We start from the raw sequence: 23,066 nt of genomic DNA, 5'->3' as shown, positions 1-23,066 counted from the left end.
GCGATGCCCATGTTCACGATGTCCGTACGCCGCAGATTGATCTCGGCCGGACTGCCCGCCCCCTCGCAGATCACGGCTTCATATGTGCCCCGCAGTCCCCTATGGCACACTGCCACCGTGCCCTCGTTCGCCATGATTATCGGCAGCAAGCGCGCCGGTCCGCAGTGATCGTCTCGTATACCACTCACGACGCGATCACCGTGCCCCAGACCCGCGCGCAGACCTCTCGCACCCGCGAGGGGTTTTTTCGTTTTGCGGCCTCACCCCGGCCAAGGACGCAGCGCGCGCGAAGATGGGGGCAAGTGGAGCCAGAACGTCCGGAGCCACTCATCCGACAGGAGTCAACTCAGCCATGACCACCGACGACAGCTTCCACGTCTTCGACACCACGCTGCGCGACGGCGCGCAGCGCGAGGGCATCAACCTCACCGTCGCGGACAAGCTGACCATCGCACGGCACCTGGACGACTTCGGCGTGGGCTTCATCGAGGGCGGCTGGCCCGGCGCGAACCCCCGCGACACCGAGTTCTTCGCCCGCGCCAAGCAGGAGATCGACTTCGCCAACGCCCAGCTCGTCGCCTTCGGCGCGACCCGTCGCCCGGGCGCGACCGCCGCCGAGGACGCGCAGGTCAGAGCCCTGCTCGAGTCCGGCGCCCCGGTCATTACGCTGGTCGCCAAGTCGCACGACCGGCATGTCGAGCTGGCCCTGCGCACCACCCTCGACGAGAACCTGGAGATGGTCCGCGACACCGTCTCCTACCTGCGCGAGCAGGGCCGCCGCGTCTTCGTCGACTGCGAGCACTTCTTCGACGGCTACCGCGCCAACGCCGAGTACGCCAAGACCGTCGTCCGCACCGCCGCCGAGGCCGGCGCCGACGTCGTCATCCTCTGCGACACCAACGGCGGGATGCTCCCCGCCCAGATCCAGGCCGTCGTCGCCACCGTCCTCGCCGACACCGGCGCCCGCCTGGGCATCCACGCCCAGGACGACACCGGCTGCGCCGTCGCCAACACCCTCGCCGCCGTCGACGCGGGCGCCACCCACGTCCAGTGCACCGCCAACGGATACGGCGAGCGCGTCGGCAACGCGAACCTGTTCCCCGTCGTCGCCGCCCTGGAGCTCAAGTACGGCAAGAAGGTCCTGCCCGAGGGCGCCCTCGCGGACATGACCCGCGTCTCGCACGCCATCGCCGAGGTCGTCAACCTCACGCCCTCCACCCATCAGCCGTACGTGGGCGTCTCCGCGTTCGCACACAAGGCCGGACTGCACGCCTCCGCCATCAAGGTCGACCCCGACCTGTACCAGCACATCGACCCCGAGCTCGTCGGCAACACCATGCGGATGCTCGTCTCCGACATGGCCGGCCGCGCCTCCATCGAGCTCAAGGGCAAGGAGCTCGGCGTCGACCTCGGCGACGACCGCGAGCTCGTCGGCCGAGTCGTCGCGCGCGTCAAGGAGAGAGAGCTCAAGGGCTACACCTACGAGGCCGCCGACGCCTCCTTCGAGCTGCTGCTGCGCGCCGAGGCCGAGGGCCGGGCCCGCCGCTACTTCCGTACGGAGTCCTGGCGCGCCATCGTCGAGGACCGCCCCGACGGCACCCACGCCAACGAGGCCACCGTGAAGCTGTGGGCGAAGGGCGAGCGGATCGTCGCCACCGCCGAGGGAAACGGCCCGGTCAACGCCCTCGACCGGGCGATGCGCGTCGGCCTGGAGAAGATCTACCCCCAGCTCGCCAAGCTGGAGCTGATCGACTACAAGGTCCGCATCCTCGAAGGCCGCCACGGCACCGAGTCCACCACCCGCGTACTGATCACCACCGGCGACGGCACCGGCGAGTGGGCGACGGTCGGCGTCGCCGACAACGTCATCGCCGCCTCCTGGCAGGCCTTGGAGGACGCCTACACCTACGGCCTCCTGCGCGCGGGCGTCGAGCCCGCGGAGTAGCCCGCGGAGTAGTCCGCAGAGCAGGGGGCAGTTCGCAGCCCCCGATCATGTCCTAAAATGCACCTTTTCGGGTAGCGTCAAGGTATGAAGACCAGGCTGCTCACCGCACTGTCCGGTCTGCTGCTCGGCCTCTCGGCGACCGTCCTGGCGGCGGCGCCGGGAGCGCAGGCGGCCACCGGCCCCGAAACCGTGGCCGAAGCGCTGGAGAACGGCCCGGTCTACGTCGATCCGCGCGCCTCCGCCCAGCTGTCCAAGGCCGACGCCGACGCCCTGACGAAGAAGATCGAGGCCGCCGACAAGCCCCTCTTCGTTGCGGTCCTGCCCAATGACCCGGAGCAGTTCCCGCCCGACTCCGTCCTGCGGACCATACGCACCGAGACCGGCGTCACCGGTCTGTACGCCATCCGCCTCGGCGAAGGCTTCAACGCCGCCGCCGACAGCAGCGTCATGAGCAACCGCGCCGTCCAGAACCTGACCGAGGCCGTCAGGACTCCTCCAGGCGCGGACGCCGCCACCCAGCTCGACAACTTCGTCGACCAGGCACTGCCCCAGATGCGCGGCAGCGCCCCCGCCTCCTGGGGCACCACCGGCTCCGACTCCAACGGCGGCGCCGACGTCACCTCCCTGGTCACCCTGGGCGTGGTCGCGGCAGTCGGCGGCGCGGGCGTCTACACCGTCGTCCGGCGCAAGCGCCTGAAGAGGGAGGCGGAGGAACGGGCCGCCCTCGAGAAGCTGCGGGTCGTGGTCGACGAGGACATCACCGCCTTCGGCGAAGAGCTCGACCGTCTGGACTTCCACCCCTCGGAGAAGGGCGCCGACGACACGATGCGCGCCGACTACGAGCGTTCCCTCGATTCGTACGACAAGGCGAAACAGCTGATGGGCGCGGCCGAGCACCCCTCAGACGTACGAGCGGTCACCCAGGCGCTCGAAGACGGGCGGTACTCCCTGGTGGTCCTGGACGCCCGCCGCAAGGGCAGGCCGGCGCCCGAACGCCGTTCGCCCTGCTTCTTCGACCCGCGCCACGGACCGTCGACCGCCGACGTGACCTGGTCGCCGGCCGGCGGTGCCGAGCGCCAGGTGCCGGTCTGCGCGGCCGACGCCGCCAGGCTCAGCGCCGGCCAGGACCCGATGTCCCGCACGGTCGAGACCGAGTCCGGCCGCCGCCCGTACTGGGAGGCGGGCCCGGCGTACGGCCCCTGGGCCGGCGGCTATTTCGGCGGCGGCATCCTGCCCGGTCTGCTCGTGGGCACGGTGCTCGGCAGCATGCTCGCCACGCCCGCGTACGCGGCGGAGTACGGCGGGGGAGAGTTCGGCGGCGGCGACTACTCCGGCGGCGACTACGACTCCGGCGACTTCGGAGGCGGCGACTGGGGCGGTGGCGGTGACTGGGGCGGCGGAGGCGGCTTCGACGGAGGCGGCGGCTTCTAGCTGCCTAGCTACCGCTCGGCGACGAACGCGGCCCAGGCGCCGGGAGCCACCGTGAGCATGGGGCCGTCCGGGTTCTTGGAGTCCCGGATGTGCACGGCGAGGGGGTGAGCGGCGACCTCGACGCAGTTGCCGCCCGCGTCGCTGCTGTGGCTCGACTTGTGCCAGTCGTAGGCGACTTCTACGCAGGCACCGCCCGCGTCGCTGCTGTAGCTGGACTTGTGCCAGTCGTAGGCGACCTCTATGCAGTCGCCGCCCGCGTCGCTGCTGTAGCTGGACTTGAACCAGTTCATGTCTCTCCAAGCAGTGCGTCCAGCAAGCCCATCGTCTCCTCGGGGGAAAGGGCCTGTGACCGCAGCATCCCATATTTCTGCTGGTACATACTGACCTGGTCTGGGTCATCCTCAAGGACGCTGACGTGCTGGCCTTCGATATAGGCCAGATGCTGGTGGTCGGGGGTCTCCAGCAGCACCATCGGGCCCGCGAGACCAGCGTGTGTCGCCCTGTTCGTCGGCATGATCTGAAGCCCCAGGAAAGGGAGTTCAGCGCATCGCCGCAGGTGCTGCTGCTGAGCGCGCAGAACATCCCGCCCCCCGATCGGCCGGTGCAGGATGCTCTCCTCCAGCAGGAAGTTCATCATCGGCCGGGGCTTGCGCGTGAGGACCTTCTGGCGTTCCAGCCTGGCCTGGACCCACTCCTCCAACTGCCCCTCGTCCAGCGGCGGATAGAGGCACGAGAACACGGCCCGCGCGTACTCCTCCGTCTGGAGCAGGCCAGGCACGACCTGGTTCTCGTACGAGAGCAGCGTCCGCGCCACCTGCTCATGCCCCACGAAATCCTGCGCGAACAGCGGGAACCTCTCCCGCGTCGGCACCCGCCGTACCGCCGTCTGGAGCGCCTTCTTCGTCTCGAGCATCTCGTCGAGGGTCTCCGCCAGGTCCAGCTTCAGCGGTCTGCGGCCCTGCTCGATCGACGAGATCGTGTCCTCGCTGACGCACAGCCGCGAGGCGAGCTGTGCCTGGCTCATCTCCGCCCAGGTGCGGAAGCCGGTCAGCTGCGCGCCGATGACGTGCCATGAGGTGATCCGCTGGGGCGGCTTGTTCTGCTTCTTCGCGTGCATGCTGCTCCCCCTTCCCGTGACAGGGCGTCCTCGACCCGTCACGAGTCGTACAACTCGGCGGTACGACCTTATCCGCCGGGTGGCGCAGCACGTCTCGAAATCGCTACCGAAAGTAGTAAATCGCTACGGTCGGTGATTGATCATAGGTTCTCTTTGTGTTGTTTTGTGGCCATGCCAAACCGAAAGAGGCTCAGAGCCTTCGCGACCGCCGCTATCGCCGCCGCTGCCCTGGTGAGCGCCGGTTCGTTCTCCGCTTCCGCGCAGTCGGAGCCGAGCCCGTCTGACACGCGGTCGTCTCCCGCGCCGCTCCACAAGTCGTCCAAGGCCATCAAGGGTCGCTACATCGTGACCCTGAGCGCCGCCGCCGACCCGGACGAGGTGGTCAAGCGTCTCGGTCTGAAGTCGCAGTACTCGTACAAGTCCGCCATGCGCGGCTTCGCCGGGGCGCTCAGCGCCGCCCAGCTGCGGACGGTCCGGGCGACGCCCGGTGTCGCCTCCGTCGAGGAGGACGCCCAGATCACCGCGGCGCCGGTGAAGAGCGCGGCCCGGGCCGTGCCGGCCACGTCCTGGGGTCTGGACCGGATCGACCAGCCCGAGCTGCCGCTGGACGACCAGTTCAACGTGATCGGGCGGGGCACGGGCACCACCGGGTACATCCTCGACACCGGCATCGAATACGGTCACGCGCAGTTCGGCGGGCGTGCCCGGGCCGGCTTCGACGCCGTCGGGGACGGGCGGGGCGGCCAGGACTGCAACGGCCACGGCACGCATGTCGCCGGCACGGTCGCCGGCGAGACGTTCGGCGTCGCGCCGGCCGCCGACCTGGTGAGCGTCCGCGTCCTCAACTGCGAGGGCTCGGGGACCTGGTCCGGGGTCATCGCCGGGCTCGACTGGGTGGCCCAGAACGCCGAAACGCCGGCCGTCCTGAACGCCTCCCTCGGCGGGCCGCGGTCCAACGCCGTGAACTCGGCCGTCGCCGCGCTCTTCAACAGCGGAGTGCTGCCGGTCGTCGCCGCGGGCAATGAGTCGTCGGACGCCTGCGACGTCTCGCCCGCCTCGGCGCCCAACGCGTTCACGGTCGGCGCGAGCGACGAGCAGGACGACGAGGCCAGCTTCTCGAACTACGGCACGTGCCTGGACATCTACGCCCCCGGCACCAACATCGTCTCGGCCCGGCTCGGCGGCGGCAGCGTCGCCCACAACGGCACCTCGATGGCGTCCCCGCACGTCGCCGGCGTCGCCCTGCTGGCCCTGGAGACCGCCCCGATGGCCACGCCGGACGAGGTGGCGGGCTTCCTGGACACCGAGGCCACCCCGAACACACTGACGGTCAGCGCGGGGTCGCCGAACAGGCTGCTCTTCACCGGCTCCCTCTGAGACTCCCTCTGACCGGCCGACCGGTCCCACGCTCTCTGACGCGTTGGGCCGGAACGACCGAGCGCCCGCCCCGGCCGCGTAGACGGCAGGGCGGGCGCGCTCGTTTCCTCAGGTGGCTGGGCAGCTCGGTGCCGAGGGCTGGGGCTGGGTGGGTCAGGCGGCCTTGATCGCCGAGATGTCGAAGGTCAGCTTGACCTTGTCGCTGACCATCACGCCGCCGGCCTCCAGGGCCGCGTTCCAGGTCAGGCCCCAGTCGGAGCGGAGGATCTCGGCGCTGCCCTCGAAGCCGACGCGCTCGTTCCCGTACGGGTCCGTGGCGGTGCCGTTGAAGTCCAGGTCGATGGAGAGCGCGCGCGTGACGTCCTTGATCGTCAGGTCGCCGCTGATCCGGTACTTGTCGCCGCCGAGCTGCTCGGCCGTGGTCGAGCGGAAGGTCATCAGCGGGAACGCGTCGGCGTCGAAGAAGTCGCCGCTGCGCAGGTGGCCGTCGCGGTCGGCGATGCCGGTGTCGATGCTGGCGATCGTGACGTCGATCGACGCGGTGGAGCGGGACGGATCCGCGCCGTCCAGCTGGAGGGCGCCCTCGAACTGGCCGAAGCCGCCGCGGACGTTCGTCACCATCGCGTGACGGACGGTGAAGCCGATGCTGCTGTGCGCCGGGTCGATGGTGTAGTCGCCGGTCAGAGCGGCGAGCGCCGGGTCGACGGTGAGGGTGGCGACACCGGTGGAAGCGTTGTTGTCCTTGCGGCCGAACAGAGCCATGGCTCCTCCTCGAGTAGTTTGTTTAACCTTCAACGAGATTCACAGTAGCTCCATCTTGTTCAACTTTCAACCTCTACGGAGAAAGTTCTTCCGCAGACGCCCCCGCCCATGGAATTCCGTGCCGCTCTCGTGCGGCTCTCGGACCGCTCGCACCGGGCTTGGACTAACGCGAGCAGGTTCTTGGACTGCCGCTCGCCCGCTCGTCCCACTTCGTTGACGGTGGCCGGAGCCGGGGACTACGCACTCCCCATGCCACGAAGAATCCGTACGGCGTGCGCCCTCGCCGCTGCCTCGTCCGCCGTGCTCGCTCTGGCCGGTCCCACCCCGCCGGCCGCCGCGGTCCCGGACGAGGCCCCCGTCGTCATCGCCTCCGGGCAGCTCTCGGTCGCCGTCGCCGAGGACTTCCCGCGGGTCGTCTCGTACACCGACCGGGCCAGCGGGGCCGTGCTCCTCGGCAGCACGGCCGCGGTCTCCGAGGTCGTCCTCAACGGCGCCGCGTACGCCGTGCGGCTCAAGGGCGCGCCCGTCGTCACGGCGTCCAGCGCCGCTTACACCCTCGCCTTCGCCGAGCTGCCCGGCGTCGAGATCGACGCGACGCTCTCCGTCTCCGGGCGGACCGCCGCCTTCAAGGTCACCGCCGTCCGCGACACCGAGGCCTTCCGGGTCGGGACGATCGACATACCCGGGCACGACCTGGTGTCGGTCGGCAGCGCGGACGCCGGAGCGGCGACCGCCTTCACCCGGCTCGACCCCGACTCGAGGAAGACCGCCGACGTCTTCGCCTCCGTCACGCCCTCGACGCCCGCCGACGCGGCCCCGGTCGGCGCCTCGTACGCCATCGTCAACACGGGCAGGCTCGCCGCGGCCGTCGAGTCCAACTCCTCGTACGACAAGCCCAGCGGAGCGACCGGCGGCGACGACGCCCGCTTCTGGCACCAGGCCCGCAAGGCCCCGGACGGCAGCACGCGCGTCGGCGTCTGGTCGGGCCAGTGGACCTACCGGGGGAGCGGCGCCCCGGCCCCCGAGAGCGGGCGGAACCTCCCCTGGGCGAAGGTCGTCGTCACCCCCGACGCCAACGGCGACGACAAGGTCGACTGGCAGGACGGCGCGGTCGCCTTCCGCTCGATCGGGGTGAAGACGCCCGGCGGCGACCAGACCCCGGACCGGGTCGTCACCCACATCCCCTTCAACTTCGCCAGCCAGGCCACCCACCCCTTCCTGCGGACCCTGGACGACGTCAAACGCGTCTCCCTCGCGACGGACGGGCTCGGGCAGCTCGCCGTCCTCAAGGGGTACGGCTCCGAGGGCCACGACTCCGCGCACCCCGACTACGGCGGCAACTACAACAAGCGCGCGGGCGGGCTCGCCGACCTCAACACCCTGCTGAAGGCGGGCAGGAAGTGGGGCGCGACCTTCGGCGTGCATGTGAACGCCACCGAGTCGTACCCCGAGGCGAAGAACTTCAGCGAGAGCCTCGTCGACAAGACCAAGCCCGGCTGGAACTGGCTCAACCAGAGCTACTACATCGACCAGCGCAGGGACGTGAACAGCGGCGACCTGGCCCGCCGCTTCCAGCAACTGCGCGACGAGACCGACCGCAACCTCTCCTTCCTCTACATCGACGTCTACTACGGGCACGGCTGGATCGCCGACAAGACCCTGCAAGCCGTGCAGGCGCAGGGCTGGAACGTGGGCACCGAATGGTCCGACAAGTTCGAGCGGGCCTCGCTCTGGTCGCACTGGGCCAACGACCTGGACTACGGCGGCGCCTCCAACAAAGGCCTGAACTCGCAGATCATCCGGTTCATCCGCAACAACGAGAAGGACGTCTGGAACAACCACCCCGTCCTCGGCCAGAGCGCCCTCGAAGACTTCGAGGGCTGGACCGGCGAGACCGACTGGAACGCCTTCTACGCCAACGTCTGGCAGCGCAACCTCCCCGCCAAATACCTCCAGCAGGAGCGGATCACCCGCTGGGAAGGCAACGACCTGGCCTTCACCGGCGGCGTGCGCGGCACGGTCGAGGACGGGCGGCGCGCGCTGTACGAGGACGGCCGCAAGGTCCTGGACGGGGAGCGGTATCTGCTGCCGTGGGACGGCGGGAGGAAGCTCTACCACTACAACAAGGCGGGCGGCACGACGGGCTGGGCGGTGCCCGGCGCCTCGTACGCCGTCTACCGGCTCACCGACAACGGCCGGGTGAGGGCCGGGACCGTGCGGGCGGCCGGCGGGAAGGTGACGCTGGACGCGGAGGCGGGCCAGCCGTACGTCCTGTACCCGCTGGGCCGCAGCCCTCGGGCCGTCGACCCGCGGTGGGGCGAGGGCACGGGGATCGAGGACCCCGGGTTCAACGACGCCCGCCTCCGCGGCTGGTCGAAGACCGGCACGGTCGCACGGGACACGGACGGCCAGGGGCGCAACAGCGCCGTCCTCAGCGGGACCGGCGCCGCGTCCGTCGCCCAGCGGATCACCGGGCTGCGGGCCGGGCAGCGGTACACGGCGTCCGCGCTGATCGAGGTCGAGCCGGGTCGGTCACGGCGTACGACGCTGTCGGCCGGCGCCGCGTCGGTCGTCGTCGAGCGCTCGACCGTCGAGGACCAGGTCGCCGCGTCCGACTGGCACGGCACCCGCTTCCAGCGCGCCAAGACGCACTTCACTGCGCCGGCGAGCGGGAGCGTGACGCTCAAGATCGCGGCGGGGCGGGGGAGTTCGGCGAGGGTGCGTGTGGACGACGTACGGGTGGTCGCGGGCGCGCGGGGCGCTCTTGCGGGTGCGGGGAGTGTCGTGCACGAGGACTTCGAGTCCGTCGACCAGGGGTGGGGCCCCTTCCTCAAGGGCGACGCGGGAGGCTCGACCGACCCGCGCACCCATCTGAGCCAGCTGCACGCGCCGTACACCCAGTCCGGCTGGAACGGGAAGCTCATCGACGACGTGCTCGGCGGGCGGGAGTCCCTCAAGTCCCACGAGGAGAACGCCGGGCTCGTCTACCGGACCGCGCCCTGGACCGTCCCGATGCGGGAGGGGCACAGCTACCGGGTGGAGTACGACTACCAGTCCAGCCACGCGGACGCGTACGAGTGGGTGACCGGCTACGACGGCCCTCACGGGTCTGTGGAGACCCGCCGCACGCCCCTTCCTCAGCAGCGGACGACGGCTCGCTTCAGCGAGGTGGTGACGGTGGGGTGCGGGGAGGGGTGGACGGGTCTGCGGAAGAGGGGGGTTGCGCCGGGCGGGGCGGATTTCGTCCTCGACGGCTTCACGGTGACGGACCTGGGTCCATCCAGCCCCGGGGCGGAGGCTTGTCCTCAATCGCCGGGCAAACTCAGCCCCGCCGGCGATTGAGGCGCGGGGTCCGGGGCGGAGCCCCACATCCCAGCCCCGCCGGCGATTGAGGCGCGGGGTTCGGGGCGGAGCCCCGCGAGGGTGGGTGACTGTTTCGTGCGGGGCCTCCCGGGCGAGGTTCGTCCTCAAACGCCGGACGGGCTGGAGTGGCGGGCTTCCCCGGGCAAGGTCCGTCCTCAAGCGCCGGACGGGCTGGAGTGGCGGGGCCTCCCGGGCGAGGTTCGTCCTCAAACGCCGGACGGGCTGGAAATGCGCGGGTCCGTCCTCAAGCGCCGGACGGGCTGGAAATGCGCGGGTCCGTCCTCAATCGCCGGACGGGCTGGATTGGACCGGATGGGCTGGAGATCGCTACCAAACGGAGGACCCGTGACCCTCACACCCCCCTGGACCCGGAGAACCTTCCTCGTCGCCGCAGGTGCAGGCGCTCTGGGGATCGCCTCACCGCCGCAAGACCCCTACACCCCCCTCCGCCTCCGCTGGGTCGAGATCAGTCTCGGCGCCGGATACGACCCCGCCGCCGAGCCCTACGCCACCCGCCTCGCCGAGACCGGTCGGCTCGCCGGGGCCTTCCGGGCCACTATGGCTCCCACGGAGACCTCCCTGTGGCCCGGCTACCCCTTCAACCCGCCGTCCGGGATCACCCAGAGCTACAGCCGGCTGTGGGCGATGACCCAGGCGTACGCGCAGCCCGGTACCGGGCACACCGGCGACTCCGGGCTGCTCGCCGACGTCGTACGCGGTCTCGACCATCTGTCGGCGAGGATCTACAACCCCTCCACCACCCGCTACGGCAACTGGTGGGAGTGGCAGATCGGCAGCCCCCGCCTCCTGATGGACATCGTCGCCGTGCTGCGCGACCAGCTGACCGAGGACCGCGTGCGGGCCGCCTGCGCCGCCGTCGACCACTTCATTCCCGACGCGATGCTGCTCGACTACAGCGGCACCTCCACCGGCGCCAACCGCGTCGACCTGTGCCGCTCCGTCGCCCTGCGCGGCATCCTCGGCGAGGCCCCCGCCAAGATCGCGCTCGCACGGGACGCGCTCTCGCCGGTCTTCCCGTACGTCACCAAGGGCGACGGGCTCTACGCCGACGGCTCGTTCGTCCAGCACACCTGGGTCGCGTACTCGGGTACGTACGGGCAGGTCATGCTGGACGGGCTCGGCCGGCTCTTCGCCCTGCTCGCGGGCTCGGACTGGGCCGTCGTCGACCCGAACCGGCAGATCATCCTGGACAGCGTGGAGCGCGCGTACGCACCGCTGATCTACAACGGCCTGATGATGGACAGCGTCAACGGCCGCGCCATCAGCCGGGGCTACCTCAGGAACGACGAGCGCAAGGTCATGCGCAGCGACCACTTCCACGGCCAGGAGCTGATCGCGGCCATCGCGCTGCTCGCGGAGGGGGCGTCCGCCGCCGAGCGGGAGCGCTGGCACGCGCGCGTGAAGGGCTGGATCGAGCGGGACGAGGTCACGCCGATCCTCAAGGGCCGGCAGTTCGGCGTCGCCGACCTCTCCCGCCTCCACACGGTCGCCGCCTCGCCCGTCCAGGCCGCGCCCGAGCCGGTCGGCCACCGGCTCTTCGCCTCGATGGACCGGGCCGTGCACCGCAGGCCCGGGTGGGCCGCGAACATCTCGATGGCCTCGGAGCGGATCTCGTACTACGAGTGCGGCAACGGCGAGAACCCGCGCGGCTGGCACACCGGCGCCGGAATGCTCTACTGGTGGGGCCCGGGAGGCGACGCGCAGTACACGGACTGGTTCTGGCCGACCGTCGACTTCTACCGGCTGCCCGGAACGACCGTGTCGACCAGGCGGCTTCCCGACCGGGCGGGCGGCGAGTGGGGCGTGCCGAAGCCCGCGGCGCAGTGGGTCGGGGGAGCGACGGACGGAGAGTTCGCCGCGGTCGGCCAGCATCTGCTGGGCCTCGGCTCCACGCTCCAGGCGCGCAAGTCCTGGTTCTGCGCCGCCGACGCGGTGATCTGCCTCGGCGCGGGGATCACGAGCACGGACGGCGTGCCGGTCGAGACGATCGTCGACAACCGCGCTCTGGGCGAGGCGGGCGCGAACGAGCTGACCGTCGGATCGCGCTGGGCGCATCTCGAAGGCCACGGCGGCTGGATCCTGCCCGGCGGCACGTCGTCGCTGCGGACCCTGCGCGAGTCCCGTTCCGGCGCGTGGAGCGACATCAACACCACCAGCTCGACGGAGCGCGTCACCCGGCAGTGGCAGACCCTCTGGCTGGACCACGGGACGGACCCCGTCGACGCCTCGTACGCGTATCTGCTGATGCCGGGCGCGAGCCGCCGCACTCTCGCGGCGCGCGCTCGGGACGAGCGCTGGCTGGAAGTCCTCGCCAACACGGCGGCGTGCCAGGCCGTCCGCGTCCGCTCCCTGGGACTGACCGCGGCGAACTTCTGGCGGCCCGGTACGGTGGGGCCCTTCATCGCAACGGCCCCGGTCAGTGCCCTCGTACGGAGTAATCGGCGCGCGGCGGTGCTCAGCGTCAGCGAGCCGCCCCGCACGGGCGCTCCCGTGGAGATCGTCTGGCGCCGGCCCGTATGCCGTGTGACCAGCAAGGATCCCTCCGTGGAGGTGCTCGTTATCGGGCGGGAGCTACGGCTGCGGATCACCGGCGGGACCGCTGGGGCGAGCCATCGCTGCGAGGTGGCCCTCGACTGAGACCCTTGTGAGACCCCCACAAAGACAAGGCCCTGTGAGCTGGTGGTTGGGCTGCAGTGCGAAGTGGTTCTGTTCATGCCCGACAGGAGAACGGTCCCGAGACTGTACGGAGTCGACGGCAGGGTTTTCTTGGTGGGATCCGTAGGGTCGATGCATGACCGTTTTGGACGAGACCACCAGCGAGCCGAGTGACGCACGCGGGCGTGTGGCCGAACTGCACGCTCTGCGCGACTCGGCGCGGCGCGGACCCAGCGACCGTGCGACCGAGGCGCAGCACGCCAAGGGCAAGCTGACTGCTCGTGAGCGCATCGAGCTGCTGCTGGACGCGGGCTCGTTCAAGGAAGTCGAGCAGCTGCGCCGGCACCGGGCGACCGGATTCGGCCTGGAGGCCAAGAAGCCGTACACCGACGGCGTCATCACCGGCTGGGGCACGGTCGAGGGCCGCACGGTCTTCGTCTACGCGCACGACTTCCGGATCTTCGGCGGCGCGCTGGGCGAGGCCCACGCCACCAAGATCCACAAGATCATGGACATGGCGATCTCGGCGGGCGCTCCGCTGGTCTCGCTCAACGACGGCGCGGGCGCGCGCATCCAGGAGGGCGTCAGCGCTCTCGCGGGCTACGGCGGCATCTTCCAGCGCAACACCCGGGCCTCCGGAGTCATCCCGCAGATCAGCGTGATGCTCGGCCCGTGCGCGGGCGGCGCGGCGTACTCCCCGGCGCTCACCGACTTCGTGTTCATGGTCCGCGAGACCTCGCAGATGTTCATCACCGGCCCGGACGTCGTCAAGGCGGTCACCGGCGAGGAGATCACCCAGAACGGGCTCGGCGGCGCGGACGTGCACGCGGAGACCTCCGGCGTCGCGCACTTCGCGTACGACGACGAGGAGACCTGCATCGCCGAGGTCCGCTACCTGCTGGCGATGCTCCCCTCCAACAACCGCGAGAACCCCCCGTCGGTCCAGGCCGAGGACCCCGCGGACCGGCGCTCCGACGTCCTGCTGGACCTGGTGCCGGCGGACGGGAACCGTCCGTACGACATGCACAAGGTCATCGAGGAGCTCGTCGACGACGGCGACTACCTCGAGATCCACGAGCGCTGGGCCCGGAACATCATCTGCGCGCTGGCCCGTCTCGACGGCCAGGTCGTGGGCATCGTCGCCAACCAGCCGCAGTCGCTGGCGGGCGTCCTGGACATCGAGGCGTCCGAGAAGGCCGCGCGATTCGTCCAGATGTGCGACGCTTTCAATATCCCGATCGTCACTCTTCTGGACGTACCCGGCTTTCTGCCCGGCGTCGACCAGGAGCACGGTGGAATCATCCGCCACGGCGCGAAGCTGCTGTACGCGTACTGCAACGCCACGGTGCCGAGGATCTCGCTGATCCTGCGCAAGGCGTACGGAGGCGCGTACATCGTCATGGACAGCCAGTCCATCGGCGCGGACCTGACGTACGCATGGCCGACCAACGAGATCGCGGTCATGGGCGCGGAGGGCGCGGCGAACGTGATCTTCCGCCGGCAGATCGCTGAGGCAGAGGACCCCGAGTCCATGCGGGTGCGCATGGTCAAGGAGTACAAGTCCGAGCTGATGCATCCCTACTACGCGGCGGAGCGGGGTCTGGTCGACGACGTCATCGACCCGACCGAGACGCGCGAGGTGCTGATCGCATCCCTCGCGATGCTCCGCAACAAGCACGCTGACCTGCCGTCGCGCAAGCACGGCAACCCGCCGCAGTAATCCTGCGAAGCCGAAGACACTGGAGCCCGAACGTCATGAGCACTCCTGCTGAGTCCGTGTTGCGCGTTGAGAAGGGTCAGGCCGACCCTGAGGAGCTGGCGGCGATCACGGCGGTCCTGATGGCCCGTGCGGCGTCGCAGCCGGAGGGTCCGACGACACACCGCGGCCGCTCCACGGCGGGCTGGCGCCGCCTGGAACGCCAGTCGGGCTTCCGCCCGTCCCACAGCTGGCAGGGCTGACCTCTCCGCTCCCCTGCACGAGATGTGCGCGCGCCCCGTACACCGAGAGTGGTGTACGGGGCGCGATGCTGTCTGCGTAGGCGAGCAAATCCAGCCCGTTTCCCAGGCACGGGGGCGAGCATTTCCAGCCCGTCCGGCGTTTGAGGACACGGCCGAAGGCCGTACGGGGCGCAGCCCCCGGAGCGGGGGTGACATGCCCTGCGCGGGCGGCCCGCGGGGCGCTGCCCCGGACCCCGCGCCTCAAACGCCGGCGGGGCTGAATTGGCCCGGCCATCCCAGCCCATTTCCGAGGCACGGGGGCGAGCGATTCCAGCCCGTCCGGCGATTGAGGACGGCCCCGAGGCGCGGGGGCGGGGCTGGAATTTCAGCCCGTCCGGCGATTGAGGACAAGGCCTGAACCCCAAGACACGGCAACACGCCCCCGCACCCCCATCTCAGGAGTGCGAAGGCGTGTCGAAGGAGAGAGAGGCCGCCGCTACCGCAGGCGCGCCATCAGCGCGTGTTCGACCAGCGTGATCAGCGCGCTCTTCGCGTCCGCCCGGTGTCTCGCGTCCGTCGTGATGATCGGCGTGTCCGGGCCGATCTGCAGCGCTTCGCGGACTTCCTCGGGGTTGTACGGCTGGTGGCCGTCGAATCCGTTCAGGGCGATCACGAACGGCAGGCCGGAGTTCTCGAAGTAGTCGACCGCGGGGAAGCAGTCGGCGAGGCGGCGCGTGTCCACCAGCACCACCGCGCCGATCGCGCCGCGCACGAGGTCGTCCCACATGAACCAGAAGCGGTCCTGGCCGGGCGTGCCGAACAGGTACAGGATCAGGTCCTGGTCCAGGGTGATACGGCCGAAGTCCATGGCCACCGTCGTGGTGGTCTTGTCCCCGGTGTGGGTGAGGTCGTCGATGCCCGCGGACGCAGACGTCATGACGGCCTCGGTACGCAGCGGGTTGATCTCCGAGACGGCGCCGACGAACGTGGTCTTGCCCACGCCGAAGCCGCCCGCCACCACGATCTTCGCGCTGGTGGTTGAGCGGGCTGCACCGCCGCTAGAGCTTGCGAAGTCCACTGAGCACCCTTTCGAGCAGTGTCACGGCTGGCTGTCCGCCGGCGGACTCGTCGCCGCCGGGCTGGTGGATGGCGACGAGTCCGGCCTCCGCCAGGTCGGCGACGAGGATCCGGGCAACGCCGAGAGGAATGGTGAGAAGCGCCGAGATCTCCGCGACCGACTTGATCTCGATGCACAGCCGGCAGATCCGCTGGTGCTCGGGCAACTGCCCTTGCAGCCGGGCCGGATCGGCCGTGGTCGACACCAGCGCCTCGATGGCGAGCTGGTAGCGCGGCCGCGTACGGCCGCCGGTCATGGCGTACGGGCGCACCAACGGGTTGTGCGTGCCCGTACCGCCTCCAGAGGAGTCGGACGCGGGCCGCCGAGACTGCACCGGCTGAATCCGGGGCTGCCGCGGCTGCTGCTGGTACGGCGACTGCTGGTAGGGCTGCTGAGAGCCGCCTCTGCTCGGGGTCGAAGGAAAGTTGAAGCGGTTCTGTCCGTGCTCACCCGGGGGCTGATGAGCTCCGTCATAGCGCCCGCCTGGGGGTGTTGCCACGTTTCCTCCTCCGACTGCCGGTCGCCGGTCCATGTCCCTGTGGAGCCGCGCCACCGCACCTTACGGCGCGGTGGCGTGAAACGCACTGTCTGCCTGTTAGTTGAGAAGACTTCCCTGAAGCTCCGCCCGCAGGTCCGGAGTCAGCACACTGCCCGCTCGGTCCACCAGAAGTGCCATCTCGTAGCCCACCAGACCGATGTCGGCCTCCGGGTGTGCGAGTACGGCAAGCGAGGAACCGTCGGAAATAGACATGATGAAGAGGAAGCCGCGCTCCATCTCCACGACTGTCTGGTTGACCGCGCCGCCTTCGAAGATCCGGGACGCTCCCGCGGTCAGCGACGTCAGACCGGAGGCGACTGCCGCCAGCTGATCGGCGCGGTCACGCGGGAAACCTTCGGACATCGCCAGCAGGAGTCCGTCGGCGGAGACCACCACCGTGTGGGACACACCAGGTGTGTTGTCCACGAAGTTGGTGATCAACCAGTTCAGATTCTGCGCCGCCTGGCTCATCGGGCTCACACTAACGCTCCTGGTTGTAGGTACTGCCCGGGCCGAAGCCCGATCCGTTCGTGTCCGTACCCGCGCTGCGTCCCTGCTGTACGCCGCGTCGCAGGTTGCTCAACCTGCCACGGACGTCCTCAGGGGCGCGGGAGACCTGGGGTCCGCCCTGGGGGGTCTGCTCCGCCGTGCCCTCGACCAGATTGGCCTTGGGCACGCGCCGGGGGAGTCCGGACGGGGTGACCCCGCCGGCCTTCGGCTCACGGAGCTTCTCCGCCCGCTGCCAGCGGTCGTCGTTCTTCGAGCGCCAGTCCTCGGAGCCGGCGGCGGAACCGCTGCCGTTCGCCTCGGGCTTCGCGCTCTGCGGAGCGCGCGGGGCCTGCTCGGCGGGCTGCTGCCACTGCTGCTGTTGCTGAGGCGGCTGCTGGCTGCTGCCGCGCCGCGGCAGTCCGGCGTCGGTCATCGAGTGACCGCTGCTCGGAGCGGGACCCGGTCGGTCGAAGCCTACGCGGTCAGGAGCGTTCGCGGGAGCGCTGGGGGCAGATTCCGGTTCGCTACGGAGATCCGTCTCGTACGTGTTCTGGTACGCACCCTGATCCTGCCAGTCTGCCTGGTGGGACTGGGCGTCGAACTGTTCGTCGTACTGCGGCTCGGAGGACTGCCCAGCAGAGTACGAGGATTCCGCATAGGCGGCTCCGGGGTGCTCCTGGGAGTCCTGGGACCCCTGGAAGCCGCCGGACGTCTGGAAGCCGTCGTAGGCCCCCTGCGGGTCCTGCTCGTAAGCCTGGTCGTAGCCCTGCTGCGGGTAGTCCTGCGCGGCGTACTCAGAGCCCTGCGGGGCGTAGTCGGAGTCCTGGTACTGCGACTCCTGGCCGTACTCCCCGCTGTACTGCTGCTCCTGCCCGTACTGCGACTCGTCGCGGTACATCGGGCGGTCGCCCTGGGCCTGGGCCTCCAGCGCCGCACGGCGCTCCTCGCGCATCAGCGAGCGGTTCACCGGGTCCAGCTTGGTCGGCGGCTCCAGCGCCTCGTAGCGGGAGTCGTCGAAGCCGAGCTCGGCCGCGGTGCGCATCGGGGCGCTCTGGAGCGCGACGGCCTCGAAGGACTGCTGCTGCTCCGGAATGATCTGGGAGACCGTGAAGTCGTCCTCGGGCAGAGCCTCGCCGCCACCGCCGTGCGTGATGGCGTCGGGGAGCATGACCAGCGAGGTGGTGCCGGCCTGCTCGCCCGAGGGGCGCAGCTGGACGCGGATGCCGTGCCGGTCAGCCAGGCGGCCGACCACGAACAGGCCCATGCGCTGCGAGACGGCGGCGTCCACGGTCGGCGGGTTGGCCAGCTTGTGGTTGATGTCCGCGAAGTCCTCGGCGGTCAGGCCGATGCCCTTGTCGTGGATCTCGATCATGACCCGGCCGTCGGGGAGACGGGTCGCGGTCACCCGGACCTTGGTCTGCGGCGAGGAGAACGTGGTGGCGTTCTCCAGCAGCTCGGCCAGCAGGTGCACGAGGTCGGTCACGGCCTGGCCGTGGATCTCGGTCTCCGGCACGCCGGTGAGCTCGATGCGCTCGTAGGACTCCACCTCGGAGGAGGCGGCGCGCAGCACGTCGACCAGCGGGACCGGCTGGTTCCAGCGGCGGCCCGGCTCCTCGCCGGCGAGGACCAGGAGGTTCTCGCCGTTGCGGCGCATACGGGTCGCCAGGTGGTCCAGCTTGAAGAGGTTCTCCAGCTGGTCCGGGTCGGCCTCGTTGTTCTCCAGGTCGGTGATCAGGGTCAGCTGGCCCTCGATCAGCGACTGGTTGCGGCGCGAGAGGTTGGTGAAGATCGCGTTGACGTTGCCCCGGAGCATGGCCTGCTCGGCGGCGAGCCGGACGGCCTCGCGGTGGACCTGGTCGAAGGCGCGGGCGACCTCGCCGATCTCGTCCTGGGTGTCGATCGGGATCGGCTGGACGCGGGTGTCGACGCGGCCCGGCTCGGTGCGCGAGAGCTGGTCGACCAGCATCGGCAGACGCTGCTCGGCGATGCCGAACGCGGCGGTGCGCAGCTGGCGCATCGAGCGGCTCATCTGGCGGGCCATGAGGCCGGCCAGGATGAACGCGGCGAGCAGGGCGACGACGACGATGGCGCCGATGACGATGGCGTCGGTCTTGGCCTCGCTGGAGATGTCCGCGGCCTCGTTCACCGCTTTGTCGACGAGCTCCTTCTCGATCTCCGAGTAGCCCTCGAACTTCGCGGTCGCCGCGCCCATCCACGTCTCGGGCGTGACGTCCTTCTTCTTGAGGTCCGTCGGGGTCAGGCCCTGGCCGATCGCGCCGGCCATGCCGGTGAAGAACGAGCCGTCGGGGCCCTTGGGCGGAGCGAGGCCCGCCGCCGTCAGCCGCTTCGAGCCGAGCGCTGCCTTGGCGGCCATGACCTCCTTGAGCTTGTCCGTGTCCTGCTGGGTGCCGCCGGAGACGTACTCGCCGATGGCGATCTGCTCGAGGTAGTTGTACGAGTTGAAGGCGATCGTCTGCTTGGCGCGGATGTCGTCGTCTTCGCTGGGGCGGACCAGCAGGTGCATGCCGATCGAGCGCTGGAGCGAGGTGGCGGCCTTGGCGAGCTGGACCGCGTAGACCGTACGGCCGTAGCTGGTGATGTTGGTGCTGCCCAGGCCGAGCTCGTTGGAGAGCTCCATCAGCGAGTGCTGGACCTTGACGTAGCCCTCTTCGGTGACGACCGGGTCGAGAGCCTTGGTGTACGCGCCCTGGCGGAGCTTCTGGAGCGTCGGCTCCTCTTCCCTGAACAGCTTCAGGCGGCGGTCGAGGCCCTGCTTCCCCGGCATGTTCTGAACGGCCTCGTCGAAGCGGCGGGCCGCGGCGTCGGTGTTCTCGTACGCCTTGGTGACGACGTCTGCCTTGCGGTCCTCCTCGGTCTTGGCCGTGAGGAGGGCCTGAGCGGTGAGGTCACGCTCGTTGAGCAGCGCCTGGCCGTACTCCGAGGCGGCGCGCACGATCAGCGCCGTCTTCTCGGCGTCCTGCGCCTCGTTCCAGGTGTCGATGGCGGTCTTGACCTGGAAGCCGCCCATCACCAGCCCGACGAGCACGGGTATGAGCAGGATCGCGTTCAGGCGGGTGGGCACTCGCCAGTTGCGCGGGGACAGCTTGCTGGAGCTGCCGGCGGCGGCCGGTGCGGCCGGACCCGGCGCATCCGCAGGCGACGCCGCTGTGCGCGGCGGCGGGGTGAAGTTACCCCGCGCCTGCTGCTCTGCGGGGCTCGTCATGCTTCGCCTCACTCGACCAACAACCTCTCGGCGTCGGCACCTACGCTGTGCCGTGTTTCGTTCAGAGCTCTACTACTGGGGAGTTCGTCGAATTCCAGCACGTGGACGGGCCCCCTTCCAAACAGTTGGAATCAGCCATTCCGAGTGGTGCAAGCCTCAGATAAAACGGGCATAAAGAGCGAGCCCCGTCAAAAGGCGGGGCTAATGTGAGCACAGTGATACCGCTCGAACGCATCGCGTGTCCAAGACACGTAAATTCTCTGTCGAAACGTTATGAACACGGCAGCGGACCGTGTCAAAGGACACAGCCCGCCCGTGCACAACTACGACAACTGCCGTATGTCGCCGTCTACTTGGATCTTGTGTCCCCGTTACTTCAGCCGGGCCATCAGAGCGTGCTCGACCAGCGTGATCAGCGCACTCTTCGCATCGGCGCGGTGCCGGGCGTCGGTGGTGATGATCGGCGTGTCCGGGCCGATCTGCAGCGCTTCGCGGACTTCCTCGGGGTTGTACGGCTGGTGGCCGTCGAATCCATTGAGGGCGATCACGAACGGCAGGCCGGAGTTCTCGAAGTAGTCGACCGCGGGGAAGCAGTCGGCGAGGCGGCGCGTGTCCACCAGCACCACCGCGCCGATCGCGCCGCGGACCAGGTCGTCCCACATGAACCAGAAGCGGTCCTGGCCGGGCGTGCCGAACAGGTACAGGATCAGGTCCTGGTCCAGGGTGATGCGGCCGAAGTCCATGGCCACCGTCGTGGTGGTCTTGTCCCCGGTGTGGGTGAGGTCGTCGATGCCGGCCGAAGCGCTGGTCATCACCGCCTCGGTACGCAGCGGGTTGATCTCCGAGACGGCGCCGACGAACGTGGTCTTGCCCACGCCGAAGCCGCCCGCCACCACGATCTTCGCGCTGGTGGTCGACCGGGCCGCACCGCCGCTAGAGCTTGCGAAGTCCACTGAGCACCCTTTCGAGCAGTGTCACATCCGGCGTGCCGCCGGCCTCTCCGTTGCCCGGCTGGTGGATCGCCACCATCCCCGCCTCGGCCAGGTCGGCCACGAGGATGCGCGCCACCCCGAGCGGCATCGACAGCAGGGCCGAGACCTCGGCCACCGACTTGACCTCGCGGCACAGGTGGCAGATCCGCTGGTGCTCGGGGAGCAACCCGGCGAGCAGCGCTGGGTCGGCCGTTGTGCTGACCAGCGCTTCGATGGCGAGCTGGTAGCGCGGCCGGGTCCGTCCGCCGGTCATGGCGTACGGGCGGACCAGCGGCTGGTCGCCCTCATATCCGTATGACGCGTCGAGTGAGGCGCCATACGGATCGTGAGAGGCGGGTGGCGGGGTCATGAATCCTCCGGGCGGTGACAGCAAGTGGTCGGCGTGCCGTCTGACTGGGCCGGTGGGGGGGATGTGGTCGGCCTGACGGTATGAGGTAACGCGTTCAGTGCGGTGGCGCGTACCAGTGAAATTACCTGGGTGGGACGTCGGGCTCAGTGCAGCAGGCTTCCCTGGAGTTCGGCGCGCAGGTCCGGGGTGAGGACGCTGCCCGCGCGGTCCACCAGAAGTGCCATCTCGTACCCCACGAGGCCGATGTCGCAGTCCGGGTGCGCGAGCACCGCGAGCGACGAGCCGTCGGAGACGGACATCAGGAAGAGGAAGCCGCGTTCCATCTCGACGACGGTCTGGCTGACCGGACCGCCCTCGAAGATCCTTGACGCACCCGCGGTCAGCGAGGTGAGCCCGGACGCCACGGCCGCGAGCTGGTCGGCGCGGTCGCGGGGAAAGCCTTCGGACATCGCCAGCAGCAGACCGTCGGCGGAGACCACCACCGTGTGGGACACACCAGGTGTGTTGTCCACGAAGTTGGTGATCAACCAGTTCAGGTTCTGCGCCGCCTGGCTCATCGGACTCAACTATCGCTCCTGCTGGTGAGAGGTGCCGAGGTCGAAGCTGCCGGTCGTCGAGTTGTTCTGCTGACGACCCTGCTGGATGCCTCGGCGGAGATTCGTGAGCCGGCCCCGCACATCGTCGGGGGCACGTGAGACCTGCGGACCGGCCTGGTGGTTCTGTTCCTGCGCGGTTCCCGGGACGAGGTTGGCTCGCGGGACCCGGCGGGGCAGACCGGAGGTGGTGACGCCGCCGGCCGCGGGCTTTCTGACCCGCTCGGCCTGACGCACCAACTCGTCGTTGGGCGAGGTGCGCCAGTTGGCGCCGCTCGCGTTGGACGGGGTGCTCGTGCTGGACGGGCCGGCGGGCGCCGGAGCGGTGGGGCGCTGCGGCGGCTGCGGGGCGGGCCGGCTGTCCGAGGGCTGCTGCTGCACCGGCTCGGCAGGCTGCTGAGCGCTCTGCTGCTGGCCGTTCTGGGCACCGTGGAACCAGTTGGTCTCCAGGGTGTCGTACAGCGGCGTACGGCCGTCTCCAGGGCCGGAGGCGGGCGGCAGGGCCTCGGGCTCGCGCTGCGGGGGCAGCGCGGGCGTGGGACGCGGGGGCGCGAAGCTCGCGTCGTCCCGGCCGCCGGGGCGACGCGGTCCCGCGGCCGGGGCCGGAGGCTGCGGCGCGCCGAAGTCGGGGCGGGCGAACTGGGAGGTCGCGCCCGGGTCCTGGGCGCCGCCCCGCTGGGCGCCCTGGTCGGGCCGGGGGTACTGACCCGTCGACGAGGACGACGAGGACGACGAGGAGTCCGGGGCGCCGCCGTACACGTCGGGGCGCACGAACTGACCGGTCGCGCCCGAGCCGGCGCGCGGCGCGGGTGCGTTGTAGTCGGGACGGGCGAACTCGGCCGTGGCGGGTCCGCGCGAGCTGTCGTGGTCCTCGTGGCCGCGCGGGGCGTCCGCGGACGGACGCTGCTGCGGCGCGGGCGGCTGCTCGCTGCCCCAGCTGGTGGTCTGGGGACGCTGCGGGCGCTGCTCGCCCTGGCCGGGACCGCCGGGCAGCTCGGCCCGCGGGCCGCCGGAGGGCGGCAGCTGACGGCCGCGGTCGCCGGGAGCGCCCTGCTGGAAGCTGCTCTGGATGGACGTTCTTTCGGTTTTGAACCTCAAGGGGAACACTCGTTTGATAAAGCGTCTCAATGGTTGTCAGTAAATAAACAAAAACTTT

Annotated in this window: 17 protein-coding genes and 1 pseudogene; 7 read left to right on the top strand and 11 right to left on the bottom strand. The window is 70.0% G+C overall.

Going from position 1 to position 23,066, the window contains the following annotated elements; genetic code table 11:
- Positions 1 to 352: 352 nt before the first annotated feature.
- Both cimA and AB0M39_RS36630 read left to right on the top strand, forming a co-directional pair.
- A complete protein-coding gene (gene cimA / locus AB0M39_RS36635; RefSeq protein WP_365371850.1) occupies positions 353 to 1,945 on the top strand; it encodes a citramalate synthase in 1,593 nt (530 codons plus the stop codon).
- 84 nt (positions 1,946 to 2,029) lie between these two features.
- Positions 2,030 to 3,376 (top strand): hypothetical protein, encoded by a 1,347-nt coding sequence (locus AB0M39_RS36630; protein ID WP_365371848.1) that lies wholly within the window; start codon positions 2,030 to 2,032, stop codon positions 3,374 to 3,376.
- An 8-nt stretch (positions 3,377 to 3,384) separates the two neighbouring features.
- On the opposite strand, the gene AB0M39_RS36625 is transcribed toward AB0M39_RS36630, so the two are convergent.
- Together AB0M39_RS36625 and AB0M39_RS36620 are read right to left on the bottom strand one after the other, a co-directional pair.
- Positions 3,385 to 3,666: a DUF397 domain-containing protein gene (locus AB0M39_RS36625; RefSeq protein ID WP_365371845.1), complete on the bottom strand. Its 282-nt coding sequence runs from the start codon at positions 3,664 to 3,666 to the stop codon at positions 3,385 to 3,387.
- Positions 3,663 to 4,493 (bottom strand): helix-turn-helix transcriptional regulator, encoded by an 831-nt coding sequence (locus AB0M39_RS36620; RefSeq protein ID WP_365371843.1) that lies wholly within the window; start codon positions 4,491 to 4,493, stop codon positions 3,663 to 3,665. The genes AB0M39_RS36625 and AB0M39_RS36620 overlap by 4 nt, the downstream gene beginning before the upstream one ends.
- Before the next feature lie 171 nt (positions 4,494 to 4,664).
- On the opposite strand from AB0M39_RS36620, the gene AB0M39_RS36615 reads away from it, so the two are divergent.
- The gene (locus AB0M39_RS36615) at positions 4,665 to 5,870 is read left to right on the top strand and encodes a S8 family peptidase (RefSeq protein ID WP_365371840.1); all 1,206 of its coding nucleotides are present in this window, start codon (positions 4,665 to 4,667) and stop codon (positions 5,868 to 5,870) included.
- Positions 5,871 to 6,023: 153 nt separating this feature from the next.
- Here AB0M39_RS36615 and AB0M39_RS36610 read toward each other — a convergent pair whose 3' ends face one another.
- Positions 6,024 to 6,632: a YceI family protein gene (locus AB0M39_RS36610; RefSeq protein WP_365371837.1), complete on the bottom strand. Its 609-nt coding sequence runs from the start codon at positions 6,630 to 6,632 to the stop codon at positions 6,024 to 6,026.
- Between the two features lie 249 nt (positions 6,633 to 6,881).
- Here AB0M39_RS36610 and AB0M39_RS36605 point away from each other — a divergent pair, with 249 nt between their 5' ends.
- The 4 genes from AB0M39_RS36605 to AB0M39_RS36590 all read left to right on the top strand — a co-directional run bounded on the left by AB0M39_RS36605 (position 6,882) and on the right by AB0M39_RS36590 (position 14,630).
- Positions 6,882 to 9,974: an endo-alpha-N-acetylgalactosaminidase family protein gene (locus AB0M39_RS36605; protein ID WP_365371834.1), complete on the top strand. Its 3,093-nt coding sequence runs from the start codon at positions 6,882 to 6,884 to the stop codon at positions 9,972 to 9,974.
- A gap of 366 nt (positions 9,975 to 10,340) precedes the next feature.
- Positions 10,341 to 12,653 carry a polysaccharide lyase 8 family protein gene (locus AB0M39_RS36600; RefSeq protein ID WP_365371831.1) on the top strand — a complete coding sequence of 771 codons (2,313 nt, stop codon included), beginning with the start codon at positions 10,341 to 10,343 and terminating at the stop codon, positions 12,651 to 12,653.
- A gap of 154 nt (positions 12,654 to 12,807) precedes the next feature.
- On the top strand, positions 12,808 to 14,391 hold the full coding sequence (locus tag AB0M39_RS36595; protein WP_365371829.1) for an acyl-CoA carboxylase subunit beta: 1,584 nt from the start codon (positions 12,808 to 12,810) through the stop codon (positions 14,389 to 14,391).
- 35 nt (positions 14,392 to 14,426) lie between these two features.
- Positions 14,427 to 14,630, top strand: coding sequence for an acyl-CoA carboxylase subunit epsilon (locus tag AB0M39_RS36590; RefSeq protein ID WP_365371827.1), 204 nt, complete (start codon positions 14,427 to 14,429; stop codon positions 14,628 to 14,630).
- A 475-nt stretch (positions 14,631 to 15,105) separates the two neighbouring features.
- Here AB0M39_RS36590 and AB0M39_RS36585 read toward each other — a convergent pair whose 3' ends face one another.
- From AB0M39_RS36585 to AB0M39_RS36550, 8 genes and pseudogenes are all read right to left on the bottom strand, one after another.
- Positions 15,106 to 15,687, bottom strand: coding sequence for an ATP/GTP-binding protein (locus AB0M39_RS36585; protein ID WP_050791473.1), 582 nt, complete (start codon positions 15,685 to 15,687; stop codon positions 15,106 to 15,108).
- Positions 15,668 to 16,225 carry a DUF742 domain-containing protein gene (locus tag AB0M39_RS36580; protein ID WP_365371823.1) on the bottom strand — a complete coding sequence of 186 codons (558 nt, stop codon included), beginning with the start codon at positions 16,223 to 16,225 and terminating at the stop codon, positions 15,668 to 15,670. The genes AB0M39_RS36585 and AB0M39_RS36580 overlap by 20 nt, the downstream gene beginning before the upstream one ends.
- A gap of 96 nt (positions 16,226 to 16,321) precedes the next feature.
- Positions 16,322 to 16,735: a roadblock/LC7 domain-containing protein gene (locus tag AB0M39_RS36575; RefSeq protein WP_005311461.1), complete on the bottom strand. Its 414-nt coding sequence runs from the start codon at positions 16,733 to 16,735 to the stop codon at positions 16,322 to 16,324.
- A 10-nt stretch (positions 16,736 to 16,745) separates the two neighbouring features.
- On the bottom strand, positions 16,746 to 19,976 hold the full coding sequence (locus AB0M39_RS36570) for a nitrate- and nitrite sensing domain-containing protein (protein ID WP_365371821.1): 3,231 nt from the start codon (positions 19,974 to 19,976) through the stop codon (positions 16,746 to 16,748).
- A gap of 371 nt (positions 19,977 to 20,347) precedes the next feature.
- Positions 20,348 to 20,929 carry an ATP/GTP-binding protein gene (locus AB0M39_RS36565; RefSeq protein WP_159686641.1) on the bottom strand — a complete coding sequence of 194 codons (582 nt, stop codon included), beginning with the start codon at positions 20,927 to 20,929 and terminating at the stop codon, positions 20,348 to 20,350.
- On the bottom strand, positions 20,910 to 21,317 hold the full coding sequence (locus AB0M39_RS36560; RefSeq protein WP_365371853.1) for a DUF742 domain-containing protein: 408 nt from the start codon (positions 21,315 to 21,317) through the stop codon (positions 20,910 to 20,912). Before AB0M39_RS36560 ends, AB0M39_RS36565 begins: the two co-directional genes overlap by 20 nt.
- A 143-nt stretch (positions 21,318 to 21,460) precedes the next feature.
- Entirely contained in the window at positions 21,461 to 21,874 is a 414-nt protein-coding gene (locus AB0M39_RS36555; RefSeq protein WP_005311457.1) for a roadblock/LC7 domain-containing protein, read from the bottom strand.
- Positions 21,875 to 21,883: 9 nt separating this feature from the next.
- Positions 21,884 to 22,945 (bottom strand): annotated as a pseudogene (locus tag AB0M39_RS36550) (hypothetical protein); the annotation flags it as partial.
- Positions 22,946 to 23,066 lie beyond the last annotated feature (121 nt).

The organism is Streptomyces sp. NPDC051907 (genome assembly GCF_040681075.1).
Taxonomy (GTDB): Bacteria; Actinomycetota; Actinomycetes; order Streptomycetales; family Streptomycetaceae; genus Streptomyces.
The sequence above is the reverse complement of the archived record's forward strand: the minus strand, read 5'-3'. Positions and strand labels throughout refer to the sequence as shown.